General features: G+C 73.8%; 16 protein-coding genes. 12 read left to right on the top strand and 4 right to left on the bottom strand.

Features of this window, described 5'->3' with window-relative positions:
* The first annotated feature begins 4 nt into the window (after positions 1-4).
* A complete protein-coding gene (locus DEI93_RS12665) occupies positions 5-589 on the top strand; it encodes a TetR/AcrR family transcriptional regulator (RefSeq protein WP_111010990.1) in 585 nt (194 codons plus the stop codon).
* Here the strand turns inward: DEI93_RS12665 and DEI93_RS12660 are convergent.
* A complete protein-coding gene (locus DEI93_RS12660; protein WP_146244453.1) occupies positions 576-2153 on the bottom strand; it encodes a molybdopterin-dependent oxidoreductase in 1578 nt (525 codons plus the stop codon). The two genes, DEI93_RS12665 and DEI93_RS12660, sit on opposite strands and share 14 nt — an antisense overlap.
* A gap of 292 nt (positions 2154-2445) precedes the next feature.
* Between DEI93_RS12660 and DEI93_RS12655 the strand changes: the two genes are divergently transcribed.
* From DEI93_RS12655 to DEI93_RS12645, 3 genes are all read left to right on the top strand, one after another.
* Positions 2446-3114: a hypothetical protein gene (locus DEI93_RS12655; protein WP_111048129.1), complete on the top strand. Its 669-nt coding sequence runs from the start codon at positions 2446-2448 to the stop codon at positions 3112-3114.
* A gap of 234 nt (positions 3115-3348) precedes the next feature.
* Entirely contained in the window at positions 3349-3666 is a 318-nt protein-coding gene (locus DEI93_RS12650; RefSeq protein ID WP_111010992.1) for a putative quinol monooxygenase, read from the top strand.
* The gene (locus tag DEI93_RS12645; RefSeq protein ID WP_258372295.1) at positions 3663-4175 is read left to right on the top strand and encodes a gluconokinase; all 513 of its coding nucleotides are present in this window, start codon (positions 3663-3665) and stop codon (positions 4173-4175) included. Before DEI93_RS12650 ends, DEI93_RS12645 begins: the two co-directional genes overlap by 4 nt.
* 113 nt (positions 4176-4288) lie before the next feature.
* On the opposite strand, the gene DEI93_RS12640 is transcribed toward DEI93_RS12645, so the two are convergent.
* Positions 4289-5188: a LysR family transcriptional regulator gene (locus tag DEI93_RS12640; RefSeq protein ID WP_181436091.1), complete on the bottom strand. Its 900-nt coding sequence runs from the start codon at positions 5186-5188 to the stop codon at positions 4289-4291.
* A 182-nt stretch (positions 5189-5370) separates the two neighbouring features.
* On the opposite strand from DEI93_RS12640, the gene DEI93_RS12635 reads away from it, so the two are divergent.
* The 3 genes from DEI93_RS12635 (at position 5371) to DEI93_RS12625 (ending at position 9411) form a co-directional block, all read left to right on the top strand.
* The gene (locus DEI93_RS12635; protein WP_258372302.1) at positions 5371-6393 is read left to right on the top strand and encodes an adenosine deaminase family protein; all 1023 of its coding nucleotides are present in this window, start codon (positions 5371-5373) and stop codon (positions 6391-6393) included.
* The gene (locus DEI93_RS12630) at positions 6390-7751 is read left to right on the top strand and encodes an NtaA/DmoA family FMN-dependent monooxygenase (protein WP_181436089.1); all 1362 of its coding nucleotides are present in this window, start codon (positions 6390-6392) and stop codon (positions 7749-7751) included. Before DEI93_RS12635 ends, DEI93_RS12630 begins: the two co-directional genes overlap by 4 nt.
* A gap of 148 nt (positions 7752-7899) precedes the next feature.
* A complete protein-coding gene (locus DEI93_RS12625; protein WP_258372371.1) occupies positions 7900-9411 on the top strand; it encodes a purine-cytosine permease family protein in 1512 nt (503 codons plus the stop codon).
* 157 nt (positions 9412-9568) lie between these two features.
* On the opposite strand, the gene uxaC is transcribed toward DEI93_RS12625, so the two are convergent.
* Positions 9569-11020: a glucuronate isomerase gene (uxaC, locus tag DEI93_RS12620; protein ID WP_258372292.1), complete on the bottom strand. Its 1452-nt coding sequence runs from the start codon at positions 11018-11020 to the stop codon at positions 9569-9571.
* The gene (locus tag DEI93_RS12615; RefSeq protein ID WP_349815062.1) at positions 11017-12039 is read right to left on the bottom strand and encodes a LacI family DNA-binding transcriptional regulator; all 1023 of its coding nucleotides are present in this window, start codon (positions 12037-12039) and stop codon (positions 11017-11019) included. Before DEI93_RS12615 ends, uxaC begins: the two co-directional genes overlap by 4 nt.
* 194 nt (positions 12040-12233) lie before the next feature.
* Here DEI93_RS12615 and DEI93_RS12610 point away from each other — a divergent pair, with 194 nt between their 5' ends.
* The 5 genes from DEI93_RS12610 to manD are packed head-to-tail and all read left to right on the top strand — an operon-like array spanning position 12234 to position 17743.
* Positions 12234-13076 carry a sugar phosphate isomerase/epimerase family protein gene (locus DEI93_RS12610; RefSeq protein ID WP_111120233.1) on the top strand — a complete coding sequence of 281 codons (843 nt, stop codon included), beginning with the start codon at positions 12234-12236 and terminating at the stop codon, positions 13074-13076.
* Positions 13073-14281 carry a Gfo/Idh/MocA family protein gene (locus DEI93_RS12605; protein WP_111120228.1) on the top strand — a complete coding sequence of 403 codons (1209 nt, stop codon included), beginning with the start codon at positions 13073-13075 and terminating at the stop codon, positions 14279-14281. Before DEI93_RS12610 ends, DEI93_RS12605 begins: the two co-directional genes overlap by 4 nt.
* Complete coding sequence (locus tag DEI93_RS12600; protein ID WP_111120227.1) at positions 14278-15138, top strand: sugar phosphate isomerase/epimerase family protein; 861 nt, start codon at positions 14278-14280, stop codon at positions 15136-15138. Before DEI93_RS12605 ends, DEI93_RS12600 begins: the two co-directional genes overlap by 4 nt.
* Positions 15135-16457, top strand: coding sequence for a mannitol dehydrogenase family protein (locus DEI93_RS12595; RefSeq protein ID WP_111120226.1), 1323 nt, complete (start codon positions 15135-15137; stop codon positions 16455-16457). The genes DEI93_RS12600 and DEI93_RS12595 overlap by 4 nt, the downstream gene beginning before the upstream one ends.
* Before the next feature lie 47 nt (positions 16458-16504).
* The gene (gene manD / locus DEI93_RS12590) at positions 16505-17743 is read left to right on the top strand and encodes a D-mannonate dehydratase ManD (RefSeq protein WP_111011447.1); all 1239 of its coding nucleotides are present in this window, start codon (positions 16505-16507) and stop codon (positions 17741-17743) included.
* Positions 17744-17763: the final 20 nt, after the last annotated feature.

Raw genomic sequence — 17763 nt, 5'->3', positions numbered from 1 at the left:
ACGGGTGGCTCGATGGGATCCGGATGCACGAGCGCGCCTCGAGCAGGCCGCGCTCGAGCTGTTCCGTGAGCAGGGGTTCGCCGCGACCACCGTCCCGCAGATCACCGCGCGCGCCGGCCTCACCACCCGGACGTTCTTCCGGCACTTCGCCGACAAGCGCGAGGTCCTGTTCGGGTTCGAGGACCAGTTCCCCGCGGTGGTGGCCGAGCTGCTCGCCCAGGCGCCGCCGGACCTCGCGCCGATCGCCCTCATCGCAGCGGGGCTGGAGACCCTGGCCGAGACCCGGTTCCAACCCCTGCGCGAGTACCTGCTCACCCACCGTGCGGTGGTCCGGAGCGACGAGCGCCTGCGCGAACGCGAGCTGACGAAGCATGCGGCGCTCGCCCGGGCCGTCCGTGCCGGGTTCGTCGAGCGCGGCGAGGACGACCTGTCCGCCACGCTCGCCGCCGAGGTCAGCGGCGCCGTGTGGTGGGTGTCGCTCGACCGCTGGCTCGACGAGGACGGTGATCGCGCGTTGGTCGCGGTCGTCCGCGAGACCATGGCGCGGTTCCTCGCGATGACGGGCGGCGGCGACCTCAGCTCGCGGTGACGCCCACCGAGTGCCAGCCGCTCGCCCCGTTCGGTGCCGGCGCCCGCTCGACGCTCGTCTGCACCGTGCCGTCCGCGCTGATCGCCCGGACCGTCAGGGTGTGCGGCCCGTGCGTCGGCGTCCAGTCGCGGAGCACCCACTGCCGCCAGGTGTCCGCGGACACCGAGTCCGCGAGCTCGGCGTCGCGCCATGCTCCGTCGTCGACGCGGACCTGCACGCCCCGCACGCCGGTGTGCGGCTGCCACGCCACCCCGGCGACGGCGACCCGCTCGCCCGCGCGCACCGTGCCTCCAGACCGTGGCGTGTCGATCCGCGACTCGAGCTTGACCGGCCCCTGGGCGCTCCACCCGCGGGGTGTCCAGTAGCCCTCGGCGTCGGCGAACCGCGTGACGGTGAGCTCGGTCACCCACTTCGTGGCGGACACGTAGCCGTACAGGCCGGGGACGACCATGCGGACCGGGAACCCGTGCTCGGCGGGCAGCGGCTCGCCGTTCATGCCGACCGCCAGGATCGCGTCCGTGCCGGCGTCCTGCAGGACGTCGAGGGGTGTGCCCGCGGTGAACCCGTCGACGCTCCGCGAGAGCACCATGTCCGCCGATGCGTGCGGGCCGGCCTCGGCGAGCAGGTGCCGGATCGGGTACCCGAGCCAGAGCGCGTTGCCGATGAGGTCGCCGCCGACCTCGTTCGAGACGCAGCTCATGGTGGCCATGTGCTCTTCGAGCGGCCGGGCGAGCAGGTCGGCGAACGAGATCTCGACGTCGTGGTCGACCATGCCGGTGATCCGGAGCTTCCAGGTGTCGGGATCGACCGACGGCACGCGCAGCGCGGTGTCGATCCGGTAGAACTCGGCGCTCGGGGTGACGTACGGCGTGATCCCGTGCACGCCGAGACTCGCGCCGGCCGGGACCACGCGCTCGTGCACGGCCGGTGTCGGCAGGTGGACGGCGCGCTTGACGGCCGCTGCGGCGGAGCTCGCCGCGTCGACGACGCGCGCGCCGGCCCCGACGACGAGCGCGGTGACGCCGAGGGTCAGCGTCCACCCGAGGAACGCCCGGCGTTGCACCGCGGGGGAGCCCGTCATCGTGCTCGCTGCGGTCGGGGTCGCGTGCTGCTCGGCGGCGGCGTCCCACCGCCGGAACCGCTGCATGCCCAGGCGGAGCGTGACGACCGCCGCGAGGACCCCGACGACCGAGGGTGCACCGTCGAGGCTCCCGCTGCCGGAACGGGTCATCACCGCGACGAGGGCGATCACCCCGCCGATGGCGAACACGACGGTGCCGAACGGCGGACGACGGCGCTCGAGGACGCCCGCCGCCGCGGTGATCAGGGCGAGGAGCACTGCCATGAGGACGAACAACGCCGCCTTGTCGCCCGTGCCGAACAGCGTCACCATGAGGTCCTTCACCCACCGCGGCGCGAGGTCGATCGCGGCCGAGCCGACCGCGACGAGCGGACTGCCAGCACCGTTGAGCAGGAGCGCGACGATCTCGGCGACGGCGAGGAACACGATCCCGGCCACGAGCCCCACGGCCGCGGCGGCGATCGTCCGTGTGCGGTCGGGCAGGTGCAGCGGGCGGTCGACGGGTTCCGCGGCAAGGGGCGCCGCGATGGCAGTACCGGGCGCGCGGCGGTCGGCACCGGGCGCGGGGCGGTCGGCACCGGTTGCCGGGCGATCCGCACCGGGCGCGCGGCGGTCGGCACCGGGCGCCGGGCGGTGGTGTCGAGCGGCGTCGCGCTGGTCCGGGTCCTCGGTGCTCACGGGGCGATCGTAGGCGGGTCCTCTGGCGGTTCCCCGGGTCGCCGGACCCCCCGAACTCGGCGCTTCGCCGGGGACCGCTGCGTGCGAGGATCGGACGGTGACCACCCACCTCGGCCCGGACCGCCGCATCGCGCGCGGCGTCGACCGCTGGGCGATCGTGCGGTGGGGCGTCGTCGTGCTGTGGGTGGCGCTGCTCGTCGTGCGGGTGACGGTGGTGAGCACGGATCCCGCCGCGGACCTCCGTGTGCTCGGGGTCGTGCAGTTCCTCGCGACGCTCGTGGGGGTGCTCATCGTGGCGCTCGGCGTCGGCATGTCATGGTCGAAGCGCGTCCGGACGACCGACGTGTCGCTCGGACGGGCGATCCGCAGCATCGACCCGACCGTGCGGCTCGTGCCGGCGGTGCCGACGAGCGAACTCCGCGACCTCGTCGGGCGCGCGCATCCCGAGGTCGCCCTCGGGCGCCACGTCGTCTGGGGGTTCGGCGCGACCGAGGCGTCCCTGTGGCAACTCGACGGGCGGCAGGCCCTGCGGGTGCTCGTGGTCCGGTGGACGCGGGTCGTGCACGTCGGTGTCGAGGACCTCCCCGACGGCTCCTCGTCCCCCCACCGCGCGGTCATCGCCATCCACTTCCACCGTCCGGACGGCACGCCCGCGGTCGCGACGTTCGCGGTGCGCCGCGCGCTCGGGTCGCTGCGGCTGCTCGGCCGTGGGCCGGCGCTCGACCGGCTCAGCGCCGACCTCGCCGCCGAGCGCGTCATCCTGTAGGCACGCCCGGCCGACCGCTGCTCGCGAGATCGCACAACGCGCCGCTCACTGCTCGCGAGATCGCACAACGCGCCGCTCAGCTCGTGACGTGAGCGGCATGTCCTGCACACTCGCGCTCGCGCTCGCGCTCGCGCCGCGCCCCGCCACGGCCGAGCCCATTACCTCTCGCCGCCGCGAGCGCGAGCCTCCGGACGCCCTGGGAGCGGCGCACGCAGCGGTTCGTACTGTGGGCCCATGACCGATCCGATCGTCGTCGTCGCGACCTTCCGTCCGAAGCCCGAGTCCGTCGCGGACCTGACCGCCGCCGTGCAGGAGTACGTGCCGGTCGCGCAGCAGGACGAGGGCAACCTCCGCTACGCGCTGCACGAGGCCGGCGAAGGCGTCCTCGTGCTCATCGAGCAGTGGAGCGACCAGCAGGCCCTCGAGCAGCACGGCGCCGCGCCCGAGTTCACCGCCTTCACGCAGCGCGTGCAGCCGTTGCTCGCGAGTCCGCTCGAGGTCCGGGTCCTCCGCCCGGTGCCGCTCGGCGACGACGCCAAGGGCGCGCTGTGACCGGTCATCGCCCCGTCGTCGTCATGGGGGTGTCCGGTTCGGGCAAGACGACCATCGGCTCCGCCCTCGCGCGCCACTGGGACGGCACCCAGTTCGTCGACGCCGACGACCTGCACCCCCAGGCGAACAAGGAGAAGATGCGGTCCGGGCATCCCCTGACCGACGAGGACCGCTGGCCGTGGCTCGACATCTGCGCGGCCCGCATCGCCGCGATCGAGGCCCAGGGGCAGCGCTGCGTCATGGCGAACTCCGCGCTGAAGCGGGTCTACCGGGACCGCCTGCGTTCGACGAACCCCGACCTGTTCTTCGTGTTCCTCACCGGCGACGAGGACGTCATCGCCGAACGGCAGCGCCGCCGGCACCACGAGTACATGCCCGACTCGCTGCTCGGCTCGCAGCTCGCGACGCTCGAGCCGTTGCAGGCCGACGAGGCCGGGCTCGTCGTCCGGATCGACCAGACCCTCGAGTCCGTGATCCAGAGCATCGACAGCGCCCTCGTCACCCGCTGACCGGCCAGCCGGAGCCGGCTGGAGCCAGCGAGGCCCGAGGGCCCCGGCACCGGCCAGGCCCGAGGGGGGGCTGGCGAGGCCCGAGGCGGCCGGCACCGGAGCCACAGCGCCGGTCAGGCGGCCGGGTCGGCCCAGGACCGGCGGACGCGCTCGACCAGGTCCAGGACGTGCGCGCGGTCGTCGTCGCGTCGGCGGACCATGGCGACGCTGACCGCCGGGAGGCCCACCATCGGCACGAACGCGAGTCCCGTACCCCCGGCGTTCTCGGCCACCGTCGTGCTCGTGAACGCCATGCCCCGCCCGGCCGCCACCTGCGCGAGCATCTCCTCGACCGTCCGCGCCGGGGGTCCGACGACGACGGGAGCCCGCCCGTCCGGCCGTGCCGCCGCGATCCAGAAGTCCCGGTCCGAGGCGGCGTCGACGATCGGCTCGTCGTCGAGGTCCGCGAGCGCCAGTGCCGTGCGTCCGGCGAGCGGGTGGTCGGCGCGGAACACGGCGACGAGGTCGCGCGTGCCGAGGACCGTGGCGACCCAGTCGGCCTCCGCGAACCCGGGGGAGAGCTGCGCCACGAGCACGTCGACCTCACCCGCCGCGAGCCGCTGGTGCTCGCTGCCCCACGGGACGTGCTCGAGCACGACCTCGACGTCGGCGGCCTCGCCCTCGCGCACGGCGAGACCGGTCAGGGCCCGTGGCGCGCTCGTGCCGAACCCGACGACGACGCGCGGCCGGGCGGCGACCCGACGAGCCCGGGCCACCGCACGCTCCGCGGCGGCCAGCACGGCGACGGCGTCGGCGTGGAACGCGTGCCCCGCCGGGGTGAGCCGCACACCGCTCCCGGGCGTCCGGCCCCGGCGGTCGACGAGTTCGACCCCGAGGACGTCCTCGAGTCGTCGGATGGCCTGACTCAGGGCCGGCTGCGACACCCCGGTCACGGCGGCAGCGGCGGTGAACCCCTGCTCGGCGACGAGCACGACGAACGCACGGAGGAGCCGGAGGTCGAGGTCGACGGGCACGGCGTGGTCCTCCTCGCTCGCGCGCTCCGCGCGTTTCCGGCGTGTAACGGATCCGGGCCCGAGTGCGGCGCCGCACCGCGCCGATCCCCGTGTCGGCGGGCACATCAGCGCTGCTTATGGCCCCAGTGGCGCATCCTATGCGACAGCCGTGGTGCCCTCGCCCTACGCTGCCGGACGTGCAGATGCCGGTCCACCCCACCGCCGACGACCGGCTCCGCGCCCTGCCGAAGACCCACCTCCACGCGCACCTCGACGGCAGCTACCCGGTCGACGCGGTCCGCGCCCTCGCGACGCGACGCGGCCTCCCGTTCCACCGGCCGGAGCGGTTCGCCGACGTCTGGGCGTTCTTCGATGCGTACGGCACCGTCCCGGCCCTCGTCGCGACGCACGAGGACCTCGCCGCACTCTGCCGGGCACTCGTGCACGCCGAGGCCGCCGAGGGCGTCCGGTACCTCGAGCCCGCCGTCGAGCCGCAGCTGTACGCCGAGCGTCTCGGCGGGAACGAGCAGGTCCTCCGCACCGTCCTCGCGGCCTTCGCCGAGGCGGCCGCCGACGCCGACGCCGCGGGCACGCCCGTCGAGGTCGGTGCCGACCTGACGCTCAACACCGACGCCGACACGGACCTCGCCGACGAGCTCGGTGCGCTCGCCGCCCGGTTCGCCGGCAGCGGCGTCACCGCGCTCGGCACCGCCTGCTTCGACGAGGACGGCGACCTGGCCCCGTTCGTCGGTGCGGCGCGCGCCGCACGGGCGGCGGGCCTCCCGGTCGTGAGCCACGCGGGCCAGACCGGCGGGCCGGACCGCGTGACGGCCGTGCTCGACGTGCTCGGTGCCTCCCGGATCTCGCACGGGTTCCGAGCGGTCGAGGACGCCCGCGTCACCGATCGGCTGGCGGCCGAGGGGATCGTCTGCGACGTCTGCCCGGTGTCGAACGTGCGGCTCGGCGTCGTCGCCGACCTCGCGTCGCACCCCGCCCCGGTCCTCGTCGAGCGCGGGGTCCCGGTGACCCTGAACGCGGACGACCCGCTCTGGTTCGGGGCCACCGTGTCCGATCAGTACGCGATCGCCCGCACGACGTGGGGGTTCGACGACCAGGCCCTGGCCGACCTCGCGCGCACCGGCACGCGGGCCACCGGGATGTCCGCGGACACCCGCGACCGATTCGACCGTGAGCTCACCGCATGGCTCACAGGAGGGCGAGCATGACGAAGGAACTGTTCCTCGGCGCGTTCGAGATCAACGGCGTGAACCTCACGAGCCAGGGGCTCTGGGCGCACCCCGACAACACGACGTGGCGCTACAAGGAGCTCGAGCACTGGACCGACCTGGCCCGCATGCTCGACGACGGCGGGTTCGACTTCATGTTCCTCGCCGACTCGTACGGGTACCCGGTGATCGACGGCGTCGTGCCCGACGTGGCCTTCGAGCAGGGCGTCGAGATCCCGAAGAACGACCCGATGCTCCTCGTCCCCGCAATGGCCGCGGCCGCCCCACGCCTGTGCTTCGGCGTAACGTCGTCGACGAGCTTCGAGCCGCCGTTCGCGAACGCACGCCGCTTCGCCACGCTCGACCACCTGACCCGCGGCCGCATCGCCTGGAACGTCGTCACGACGTCGAGCGCGGTCGTCACGGAGCTGTTCGGCAAGGACCGCTACGTGCCGCACGACGAGCGGTACGCGATCGCGCAGGAGTACCTCGAGCTGAGCTACGCGCTCCTCGAGGGCTCGTGGGAGGACGACGCCGTCCTCGCCGACAAGGGCGCACGTCGGTACGCGGACGCGAGCAAGGTGCACAAGGTGGTGCACCACGGCCGGTACTTCGACGTCGAGGGCTACGCCAACACCGAGCCCGGGCCGCAGCGCACGCCCGTGCTGTTCCAGGCCGGCGCGTCGTCATCGGGTCGGGCCTTCGCCGCGGGCAACGCGGAGCTCGTGTTCCTGCAGGGCAAGGACGCGCCCTCGTTGGCCGCGCAGGTCACCGACATCCGCACCCGCGCCGAGCAGGCCGGGAGGGCCGGGACCGACATCCGCACCGTCTCCGGTCTGTCGGTCATCACCGCGCCGTCCACGGCGCAGGCGGAGGACCAGCTCGAGGAGTACCTCTCCTACGTCGACCCGGACGCCGCACGCGTCTACTACGCGAGCATGACCGGCATCGACCTCGCCGCGCTCGACCCCGAGGGCTCGTTCTCGGACGTCACCACCGAGGGCGGCCGGACCCAGGTCGAGCGGTACAAGGGCACGTCCGTGCGCGAGGCCACCGCGGACTTCATCCGGAACGGCATGCGTGAGTTCGTCCTGACCGGCACGCCGACCGAGGTCGTCGACCGGATCGAGGCCCTGGTGACCGACACCGACCTCGACGGCTTCAACTACACGCCCTACGTCACGCCGGGTTCGTACCGGTCGTTCATCGCCGACGTCGTGCCCGAACTCCGTCGTCGTGGCATGCTGCCCGAGACGCCCCGCACGGGCACGTTCCGCGAACGGCTCTCGGGACGCGGCCCGCACCTCCCCGCCAGCCACCGGGCGGCACGGTTCCGGCACCAGCCGACCACCGCCTGACCAGCCGGGAGGTGCGGGGCCGGACCCCACACCCTCCGCACCTCCCTCTCCACCCAGCACCGCGCCCCACCCGTCCGGTCCCGCCGGCCACCCCGCCCCACCCCTCTCCGCCCGTCCCCTCCGGCACCACCCTCCCCGAAGGAGCACCGTGAGCACCATCGACGACACGACCACGAGCCCGGCATCCGCGCTCTCGGTCGAGCGCAACGGCATCAACGAGATCGCCGAGCACGAGCGGCGCGGCAAGCCGCGCGACCTGTTCTGGCCGTGGTTCGCGGGCAACGTGAGCGTCCTCGGCGTCAGCTACGGCGCGTACGTCCTCGGGTTCGGGATCTCGTTCTGGCAGGCGACGGTCGTCGTCGTCCTCGGCGTCGTTCTGTCGTACGTGCTCTGCGGGCTCAGCGCGCTCGCCGGCAAACGAGGGTCAGCCCCGACCATGACCCTGAGCCGCAGCGTGTTCGGGGTGCGGGGGAACCGCCTCCCGTCCGTCGTGTCCTGGATCCTGACGGTCGGGTGGGAGACCTCGCTCGCCGCGGTGGCCGTGCTCGCGACCGCGACCGTGTTCGACCGCCTCGGCTGGGGCGGCGGTGTCGTGACGAAGGTGGCGGCCCTCGTCGTCGTCATCGCCCTCATCGTCCTCGGCGGCACGCTCGGGTTCGAGCTCATCATGCGCCTCCAGCGGTGGATCACGATCATCGCGGGCGTCCTCACCGTGCTCTACATCGTGTTCGCCGCGGGGCACGTCGACCTCGGGAAGGTCATGGCGATGCCGTCCGGGAACGGGCCGGCCGTGATCGGCGCGCTCCTGTTCGTCATGACCGGGTTCGGGCTCGGCTGGGTGAACGCGGCCGCCGACTACTCCCGCTACCTGCCCCGGAGCGCCTCGAGCGGCGGCGTCGTGTTCTGGACGACGTTCGGCTCGTCGCTCGGCCCCGCCGTCCTGCTCGTCTTCGGCCTGCTCGTGTCGGGGTCCTCGAAGCACCTCGAGTCCGCGATCGGGACCGACCCCGTGGGGGCGCTCGCCGGGATCCTGCCGACGTGGTTCCTCGTGCCGTTCGTCGTGACCGCGGTGCTCGGCATCGTGTCCGGCGCGATCATGGACATCTACTCGTCCGGACTCGCGCTGCTCAACGCCGGGCTCAAGGTCTCGCGGCCCGTCGCGGTCGGCGTCGACGGCGTGATCATGACGCTCGGCACGATCTACATCGTGTTCGTCTCGGGGAGCTTCATCACGGTGTTCCAGGGCTTCCTCATCACCCTCGGCGTGCCGATCGCGGCCTGGGCGGGTATCTTCATCGCGGACCTCGTGCTCCGCAAGCGGGACTACGCCGAGCGTGAGCTGTTCACGCGCCGCGGGCGGTACGGCGACGTCCGCTGGGACAGCATCGCGATCCTCGTCGTGGCCACGGCCGTGGGCTGGGGGCTCGTCACGAACACCGCCGCGGGCTGGCTGTCCTGGCAGGGGTACCTGCTCGGCCCGTTCGGGCTCGGCGGGACCCAGGGCGCCTGGGCGTACGCGAACCTCGGCGTGGTCGTCGCGCTCGTGATCGGGTTCCTCGGCACGTTCCTGACCGGCCGCGGCGCGGTGTCCCGGCAGGAGCAGGCCCCGGCCGTCCCGGTCGACATCGACGAGACGGACCCGAGGGTCATCGCCGAGTAGCCGCCCCCGCCCCCGCACCAGCCCCCCCCCCCACCTGGGGCCGTGAGATCGCAGTCGTTGCCGTTCGGACCCCCCTCAGAACGGCAACGACCGCGATCTCACGGTCGGGGGCGGGCGAGAGGGGGTCGGCGGGCGGCGGCCGGCCGGCATGGCCCGGTCAGAGCTTGAAGACCTCGCGCGGGATGTCCGACACGAGCCGGTGCGCCGTCCGCACCGCGGCCTCCTCGGAGATCCGGTGCGTCACCACGAGGTCGGCCAGGTACGCCGCGTCGACGCGCCGGGCGGTGTCGTGCCGCGCGGGGATCGAGCAGAACGCCCGGGTGTCGTCGATGAACCCGGAGGTCTTGGCGAACGACGCCGAGTCCGTCACGGCCTCGCGGAACCGCCGCATCGCCCCGGGGGTGTCGAGGAACCACCACGGCGCACCGGCGTACACGGCCGGGTAGAAGCCTGCGAGCGGCCCGACCTCGCGCGAGAACACGGTCTCGTCGACGGTGAACAGCACGAGGTGGAACCCCGGCACGGTGCCGAACGCCTCGAGCAGGGGGCGGAGCGGCGCCGTGAACCCGCCGACCGCGGGCAGGTCGTGGCCGGCGTCGGACCCGTAGCGCTCGAACGACGGCCGGTGGTGGTTCCGGTGCACCCCCGCGTGCAACTGCATGACCAGGCCGTCCTCGCACGACATCTCGGCCCAGCGGTACAGCATGTCGTGGCGGTACGCGGTGGTGTCGTCCGGGGTGAGCGCGGTCGGCCCCCGGAGTGCGGCGGCGTGGATGCGCTCCCGGTCCACCGGGGACAGCGGCGCGGACCCGGCGTCGAGGACCCCCGTGTCGGTCGCGGTCGCACCGTGCTCGACGAAGTACCGGCGGCGGGCCCGGAGCGCCTCGAGCAACCCGGCGTGCGTCCCCGTGTCGATGCCGGCGGCCTCGCCGATCCGCGCGACCACGTCCCTCCAGTCCGGGCGCGACGGGTCGAACACGGCGTCGGCGCGGAACGTCGGGATGACCCGCCCGGAGAAGGCCGGGTCGGCCGCCAGTCGGGCGTGCGCGGCGAGGTCGGACGTCGGGTCGTCGGTCGTCGCGAGCACCGCGATCCGGAACCGGTCGAACAGTGCGCGGGGGCGCATCCCGGGGTCGCGGAGGGCCGTGGCCAGTCGGTCGTACTGGGCGTCGGCGTTCGCGCCGGACGGCTCCTCCGTCAGCCCGAACACGTCGTGCAGCTCGGTCTCGAACCACGCGCGTACCGGGGTCGCCAGGAAGTCGTCCCAGTGCTCGGCGAGCGTCCGCCAGACGGCACGGCCGGGAGGCACGACACCCGTCCCGTCGACCGGCGCGCGCCCGAGCGCGTCGAGCGGCACCCCGTTGGCGTGGAGCAGGCGGAGCACGTAGTGGTCCGGGGTGACGAGCAGCGCGGCCGGGTCGGGGAACGGTTCGTCGTCGGCGAGCACCTCGGCGGGCACGTGTCCGTGCGGTGACAGGATCGGGGCCTCGGCGACCTCGTCGTACAGGCGGCGGGCGACGGACCGCGTCGTCGGGTCGGCGGGGAACAGCCGGTCGGGGTGCGGGACCATCGGTCGGCCGGTGTCGGCGGGGGCGTCGGTGCTCGTCATGCGGGACTCCGTTCGGTGCCGGGGGCGGGCCCGGTCGACCCGCGGACGGTCAGGTGGGTGGGCAGGGCGACCGAGTCCGTCGGGTGCTCCGCGACGGGGGCGGCGTCGGCGTCGGTCGGGACACCGCCGCCGATGCGCCGCAGCAGCATCGTCACGGCGACGCGTCCGGCCTGCTCGATGGGCGACGTCATGGTGGTGAGCGGCGGATCGCAGAAGTCGGCGCCGAAGATGTCGTCGCACCCGACGACGCTCATGTCGACGGGCACGCGCACCGACCGCTCCCGCAGGCGGCGCAGCATCCCGATCGCGATGAGGTCGTTGAACGCGATGCACGCGGTGACCCCGGCGGTGACGGCGGCGTCCGCGGCGGCCGCACCGGAGTCGACGACCGGCGCGAACGGCCCAGCCGTGTCGACCCGGACGCGCAGCCGCGCGGCGGCGGCGACGAGCGCCCGCCACCGTCGCTCGTTCGACCACGAGGTCTCGGGGCCGCCGACGTACAGCACGTGCCGGTGTCCGAGCGAGACGAGGTGCTCGAGCGCCCGCCCGACCCCGCCCGGCGTGTCGATGAGCACGCTCGACACGGACGGCACGCGCCGGTTCAGGACGACGACCGGCAGGAGGCCCGCGAACCGTGCGATCTCGCCGTCGCTCAGGTGCGAGGCGGCGAGCACCGCGCCGTCCACCCGCGACGCGATCGCGCCGAGGGTGGCTGCCTCGGTCGCCGCGGACTCCTCGGTGTCCACGAGCAGCTGGGTCCGGCCGGCCGCGGCGAGCCGGTGCTGTGCCCCGCGGATCACGTCGAAGAAGAACGGGTTCGTCACGTCCGGCACGACGACCGCGACCGCCCCGACATCCCGGCTGCCGCGGTCGCTGCGCGGCGGCGTGTACCCGAGGGCCCGCGCGGCGGCCTCGATGCGGGTGCGCGTCGCGGCGTTGACGCGACCCGGCCGGGCCAGTGCCCGCGAGACCGTGGAGGGCGCGACCGCGGCCGCCCGCGCGACGTCCCGGATCGTCACGCGGCGGGGCTCCTGGATCTCGGACGTGGCGGCCTCCTCGCGCGCTCGGTCGTGCCACCGACCGTAGGGCCCGTGGCAACGCGATGGCAACGGGTTGCCACAGCGTTGCCACAGCGGCAGCATCGACACCGGTCGGTGCGGACCCTCCGCGGTGCCGCATCCCGACCGGTCCAGCATGAGGCGTGGAGGACGACATGACCGAGGCACCCGCCTGGACCCTCTCCGGGTTCGGCGACGAGATCGACGACGACCCGGTCGTCCAGGTCGCCGTGCTCCAGGCCCTCGGCGCGAGCGCGATCGAGGTCCGCAGCGCGTGGGGCGTCAACGTCGTGGACCTCGACGAGGACCAGCTCGCCGGCCTGCACCGCCTCCTGGAGGACCGGGGCCAGTCCGTCTCGGCCGTCGCCTCCCCGATCGGCAAGGTCGACGTCGGCCTGCCTGTCGAGCACGAGGTCACGCGGCTCGAGCGGGCGATCGCCGCCGCGCACGCCCTCGGGACCCGGGACATCCGGGTCTTCTCGTTCTACCGGTCGCCCGAGCAGACGCCCGAGGACGTCCGCGACGCGGTCCTCACGCGGATGCGGGCCCTCGCCGACGTCGCCGAGCGCGAGGGCGTCCGACTGCTGCACGAGAACGAGAAGGACATCTACGGCGACGTCCCCGAGCGGGTGCTCGACGTGGTGGAGTCCGTCGGATCGGACGCGCTCCGCCTGGCCTGGGACAACGCGAACTACGTCCAGTGCGGGGTGCACCCGTTCACCGACGGCTGGGGCCTCCTCGCCCCGTACGTCGTCTACCTCCAGGTCAAGGACGCCCTGGCCGCCGACGGCACGGTCGTCCCCGCGGGCGAGGGCGACGGCGAGCTCCGCGAGACCCTGGCGGCGCTCCGCGACGCCGGGTACGACGGCCACGCCTCCCTCGAGCCCCACCTGGCGAGTGCCACCCGGCTCGGCGGATCGAGCGGACCGGCCGCGTTCGGTCGTGCCGCCCGCGCGTTCCGGGACCTCACGCGACAGATCGGAGTCACCCTGCGATGAGCACCAGCCCCACCGACGCGACCCCACCGCTCCGCCTCGCCGTCGTCGGCGCGGGCGTCATCGGCCAGCACCACGCCCGTGTCGCCGCACAGCACCCGGACCTCGACCTCGTCGCCCTCGTCGACGCCGTCCCCGCGGCGGCCGTGGCCCTGGCGGACGAGATCACCGCGACCGGCGTGCATCGACCCCTGACGGCGACGACCATCCGCGAGGCCGTCGACGCCGTGGCGATCGACATCGTCGCGATCTGCTCGCCGTCCGGGATGCACGTCGACCTCGCGACCGCGGCGATCGCGGCCGGCAAGCACGTCCTCATCGAGAAACCGCTCGACACGACGATCCCGCGGGCACGGAAGCTCGCGGCGCTCGCCGCGCCCGCTCGCGACCGGGGGCTCGTCGTGTCCGTCGTGAGCCAGCACCGGTTCGACCCGGCCTCGGTCGCGGTGGCCCGGGCCGCGCACTCGGGCGGGTTCGGCACCCTCACGAGCGGCGTCGCGAGCGTCGCCTGGTACCGCTCGCAGGGCTACTACGACTCCGGCGACTGGCGGGGTACCTGGGCGCTCGACGGCGGTGGCGCGGTCATGAACCAGGGTGTGCACACCGTCGACCTGCTCGTCTGGACGCTCGGGCGCCCGGTCGAGGTGTCGGCGCGTACCGGTCGACTCGCCCACGAGCGGATCGAGGTCGAGGACACCGCGGTCGCGACGGTCCTGTTCGACGGTGGCGCCCTCGCCGTCGTCCACTGCACGACGGCCGCCTACCCGGGGCTGTCCGCGCGGTACCAGGTGCACGGCACGCGCGGTTCGGCGATCGTCGACGACGACCGACTCGCCTTCTTCCACATGGCGCCCGACGACGCGGCCCTGGTGTCCGCGTCGACGACGAGCGGCGCCCAGGCCGTCGCGGGTGCCACGGACCAGCGGGCCGAGGTGGTGCCGCCCGAGCACGTCGTCGGCGGCCCGTCGGAGCCGGATGCGTTCCTCCACGGCCACGCTCGGCAGTACGACGACCTCGTCGACGCGATCCGCGACGGGCGCGAGCCCGGGGTGACGGTCGAGGCCGCCCTGCTGTCCCTGGCGACCGTGCGGGCCCTGTACGTGTCGGCGACGCTCGGCGTGCCGGTCCGTGTCGACGACGTCCTGAGCGGCCGGTACGACGACGTCGAACCCATGGTCGGCCCGGGCCCGGGGAGCGTGCTCGCATGAGGTTCTCGGTGTTCACGGCGGCGACGCCGGAGTGGAGCCCCGACCAGGCCGTGTCGATGCTCGCCGCGCAGGGCTGGGACGGCGTCGAGTGGCGCGTCACGGACCAACCGGACGCCCAGGGCGCACCGGGGTTCTGGGCCGGCAACCGTGCCACCTGGCCGTTCACGGGCCTGGAGGACCAGCTCGGGCAGATCGCGCGCGTCACCGCCGGCTCGGGGCTCGCGTACTCCGGCATCGGCGGGTACCAGCAGGCGTCGGACCACGACGCGGTCCTGCGGATGCTCCGGGCCACCGCGGAGCTCGGGGCCGAGCGCGTCCGGGTCACGATGCCGCACACCCGGACGGGCACCCCGTACCCGCAGCTGTTCGACCGCACGCGCGCCGACCTCGAGTGGATCGCCGCGCGGGCCGCGGAGCTCGGCGTGCAGGCGCTCGTCGAGCTCCACCACGGCACGATCACCGCGTCGGCGTCCGCGGCGCTCCGGCTCGTCGACGGTCTCGACCCCGCGCACGTCGGGGTCATCCACGACCTCGGCAACCTCGTCATCGAGGGACGTGAGGACCACCTCGCCGCCTTCGAGCTGCTCGGCCCGTACCTGGCGCACGTGCACGTCAAGAACGTCCGCTGGGTGCCGACCGACGACCGACGCGCGGACGGCAGCACGGTGTGGGTGCACGAGTGGGCGACGCTCCGAACCGGGCAGGAGTCCGTCGCGGACTACCTCGCCGACCTGCGGACCGTCGGGTACGACGGCTGGGTCACGGTCGAGGACTTCTCGACCGAGCTGCCCCTCGTGGACCGCACGGCCGACGACCTCGCGTTCCTCCGCTCGCTCGTGTCGACGGACACCCCGTGACGGGCGGCACCACACCCGACCGCCGACCGGGCATCGTCCACCTGGGGATCGGTGCGTTCGCCCGCGCCCACCTCGCCTGGTACACGCAACGCGCCGGCACCGACGACGACGGACGCGCCTGGGGCATCGTCGGCTTCACCGGGCGGTCACCCGACGCCGCCACCACGCTCGCGGCGCAGGACTGCCGGTACACGCTCGTCGAGCGCGCGGCCGACGGCGACACCGCGACCGCCATGGACGTCGTCGTCGCCGCGCACCCCGGGTCCGACACATCGGCCTGGAGGACCGCCCTCGCGTCCCCGACGACGGCGATCGTCACGCTCACCGTCACCGAGGCCGGCTACCGGTCGGGGTCCGGCGTCGCGGACCGGCTCGTCGACGGCCTCCGGGCGCGGGCGACCGCGGAGGGCGGCCCCCTCACGCTCATCAGCCTCGACAACCTCGCCGGGAACGGCCGGGTCCTCGCCGGTGCCGTGCGGGAGGCCGTCGGGGCGGACCCGGACCTCCTCGCCTGGATCGACCGGAACGTGACGTTCCCCGACGCCATGGTCGACCGGATCACCCCGGCCACGACCGACGAGGACCGCGCCGCCGTCCAGGAGCTGCCCGGCGCGGTGCCCGACGACCGCGTGCCGGTCGTCACCGAGCCGTTCGCCGAGTGGGTCCTCGCCGACCGCTTCGCGGGGGACCGGCCGCCATGGGAGCGTGCCGGGGTCCGCATCGTCGACGACGTCGAGCCGTACGAGCAGCGGAAGCTGTGGCTCCTCAACGCCGCGCACTCGCTGCTCGCCTACCTCGGCCTCCTGCTCGGGCACACCACGGTGGCCGAGGCGATCGCCGACCCGCGCTGCCGCGGCCGCGTCGACCAGCTGTGGGACGAGGCCGGAGCCGAGGTGCGCCTCCCGGCCGACGAGATCGCCGCCGCGCGTGCGGCGATGCTCGAGCGGTGGGCGAACCCGCGGATCCGTCACACGCTGCGACAGATCGCGAGCGACGGGTCGCGCAAGCTCCCCGTGCGGATCGTCGACCCCCTGCGACGGCGACTCGCGCGCGATCCGGACGCCGGCGTCGGACCGGGCACGGCGACGGTCGTCGCGGCGTGGTGGCTGCACTGCGCCCTGCAGGCCGACCTCGTGTCGGACGACGGCGCCCCCGCCCCGGACGCCGACGTGCACGACGTGCTGGCGGTGCTCGACCCGGACCTCGACACCGACCCGGTCGTGGCCGCGATCACCGCGGCGGCGACCCGCATCAGGACCATGATGGACACCGACGACGGCGACGAGGCCGTCGATCCGACACGAGGAGCGACCGCATGACCGCCACCGACCTCCCCTCCACGAGCTCCACCCGGGGTGCGCGGGGGATGCGCATCACGAAGGCCGAGGTCGTGGTGACGAGCCCGGACCGGAACTTCACCACCCTGAAGCTCACGACCGAGGACGGCATCACCGGTCTCGGGGACGCGACACTGAACGGCCGTGAGCTCGCCGTCGTGTCGTACCTGCGTGACCACGTCGTGCCGATGCTCATCGACCGCGACGCCTCGCGCATCGAGGACACCTGGCAGCTCCTGTACCGCGGGGCGTACTGGCGCCGCGGTCCCGTCACGATGGCCGCCATCGCCGCGGTCGACATCGCGCTCTGGGACATCAAGGCCAAGGCCGCCGGCATGCCCCTGTACCAGCTGCTCGGCGGCGCCTCGCGTGAGGGGCTCATGGCGTACGGACACGCGTCGGGCAAGGACCTGCCGGAGCTGTTCGACTCGATCCGGGAACACCAGGAGCAGGGCTACCGGTCGATCCGCGTGCAGACCGGCGTGCCCGGGCTCAAGAGCATCTACGGCATCGCGTCGAACGCCCGGCTCGACGGCGACCAGGGCGTCCGGTACGACCACGAGCCCGCGCAGCGCGGGGCCCTGCCGGCGCAGGAGGACTGGGACACCCGGTCGTACCTGCGCCACGTGCCCACCGTGTTCGAGGCCGTGCGGAACGAGTTCGGGCCCGAGCTGCCGCTGCTCCACGACGCCCACCACCGGATGACCCCGATCCAGGCCGCGCAGCTCGGCAAGTCCCTGGAGCCGTACGACCTGTTCTGGCTCGAGGACTGCACCCCCGCCGAGAACCCCGAGGCCCTCCGGCTCGTCCGCCAGCACACCACGACACCGCTCGCGATCGGCGAGGTGTTCAACTCGCTCTGGGACTACCAGCAGATCATCCGCGAGCAACTCATCGACTACGTCCGGAGCGCGGTCACCCACACCGGCGGGATCAGCCACCTGCGGAAGCTCGTCGAGTACGCCGCGCAGTACCAGATCCGCTCCGGGTTCCACGGGCCGACCGACATCTCACCGGTCGGGATGGCGGCCCAGATGCACCTCGGCCTCGCGATCCACAACTTCGGGATCCAGGAGTACATGCAGCACGGGGCTCGGACGAACGCCGTGTTCCAGCAGTCCTTCACGTTCGAGGACGGTCTGCTCCACCCGGGCGACCAGCCGGGCATCGGGGTGGACCTCGACGTCGACGAGGCGGGGAAGTACCCGTACGAGCAGGCGTACCTGCCGTACAACCGCCTGGCGGACGGCACCGTGCACGACTGGTGACCCCGCGGAGGACGTCGCGC

It is taken from the genome of Curtobacterium sp. MCBD17_035, assembly GCF_003234815.2.
Taxonomy (GTDB): domain Bacteria; phylum Actinomycetota; class Actinomycetes; order Actinomycetales; family Microbacteriaceae; genus Curtobacterium.
Note: the sequence above shows the minus strand (reverse complement) of the source record. Positions and strands in the feature narration are given on the sequence as shown.

Bases quoted from the DNA above. Each gene is read 5' to 3' on its own strand.
- DEI93_RS12635 (WP_258372302.1), top strand. From the start codon at position 5,371: ATGCCGGTCCACCCCACCGCCGACGACCGGCTCCGCGCCCTGCCGAAG.
- uxaC (WP_258372292.1), bottom strand. From the start codon at position 11,020: ATGACGAGCACCGACGCCCCCGCCGACACCGGCCGACCGATGGTCCCG.
- DEI93_RS12605 (WP_111120228.1), top strand. From the start codon at position 13,073: ATGAGCACCAGCCCCACCGACGCGACCCCACCGCTCCGCCTCGCCGTC.
- DEI93_RS12610 (WP_111120233.1), top strand. From the start codon at position 12,234: ATGACCGAGGCACCCGCCTGGACCCTCTCCGGGTTCGGCGACGAGATC.
- DEI93_RS12630 (WP_181436089.1), top strand. From the start codon at position 6,390: ATGACGAAGGAACTGTTCCTCGGCGCGTTCGAGATCAACGGCGTGAAC.
- manD (WP_111011447.1), top strand. From the start codon at position 16,505: ATGCGCATCACGAAGGCCGAGGTCGTGGTGACGAGCCCGGACCGGAAC.
- DEI93_RS12600 (WP_111120227.1), top strand. From the start codon at position 14,278: ATGAGGTTCTCGGTGTTCACGGCGGCGACGCCGGAGTGGAGCCCCGAC.
- DEI93_RS12650 (WP_111010992.1), top strand. From the start codon at position 3,349: ATGACCGATCCGATCGTCGTCGTCGCGACCTTCCGTCCGAAGCCCGAG.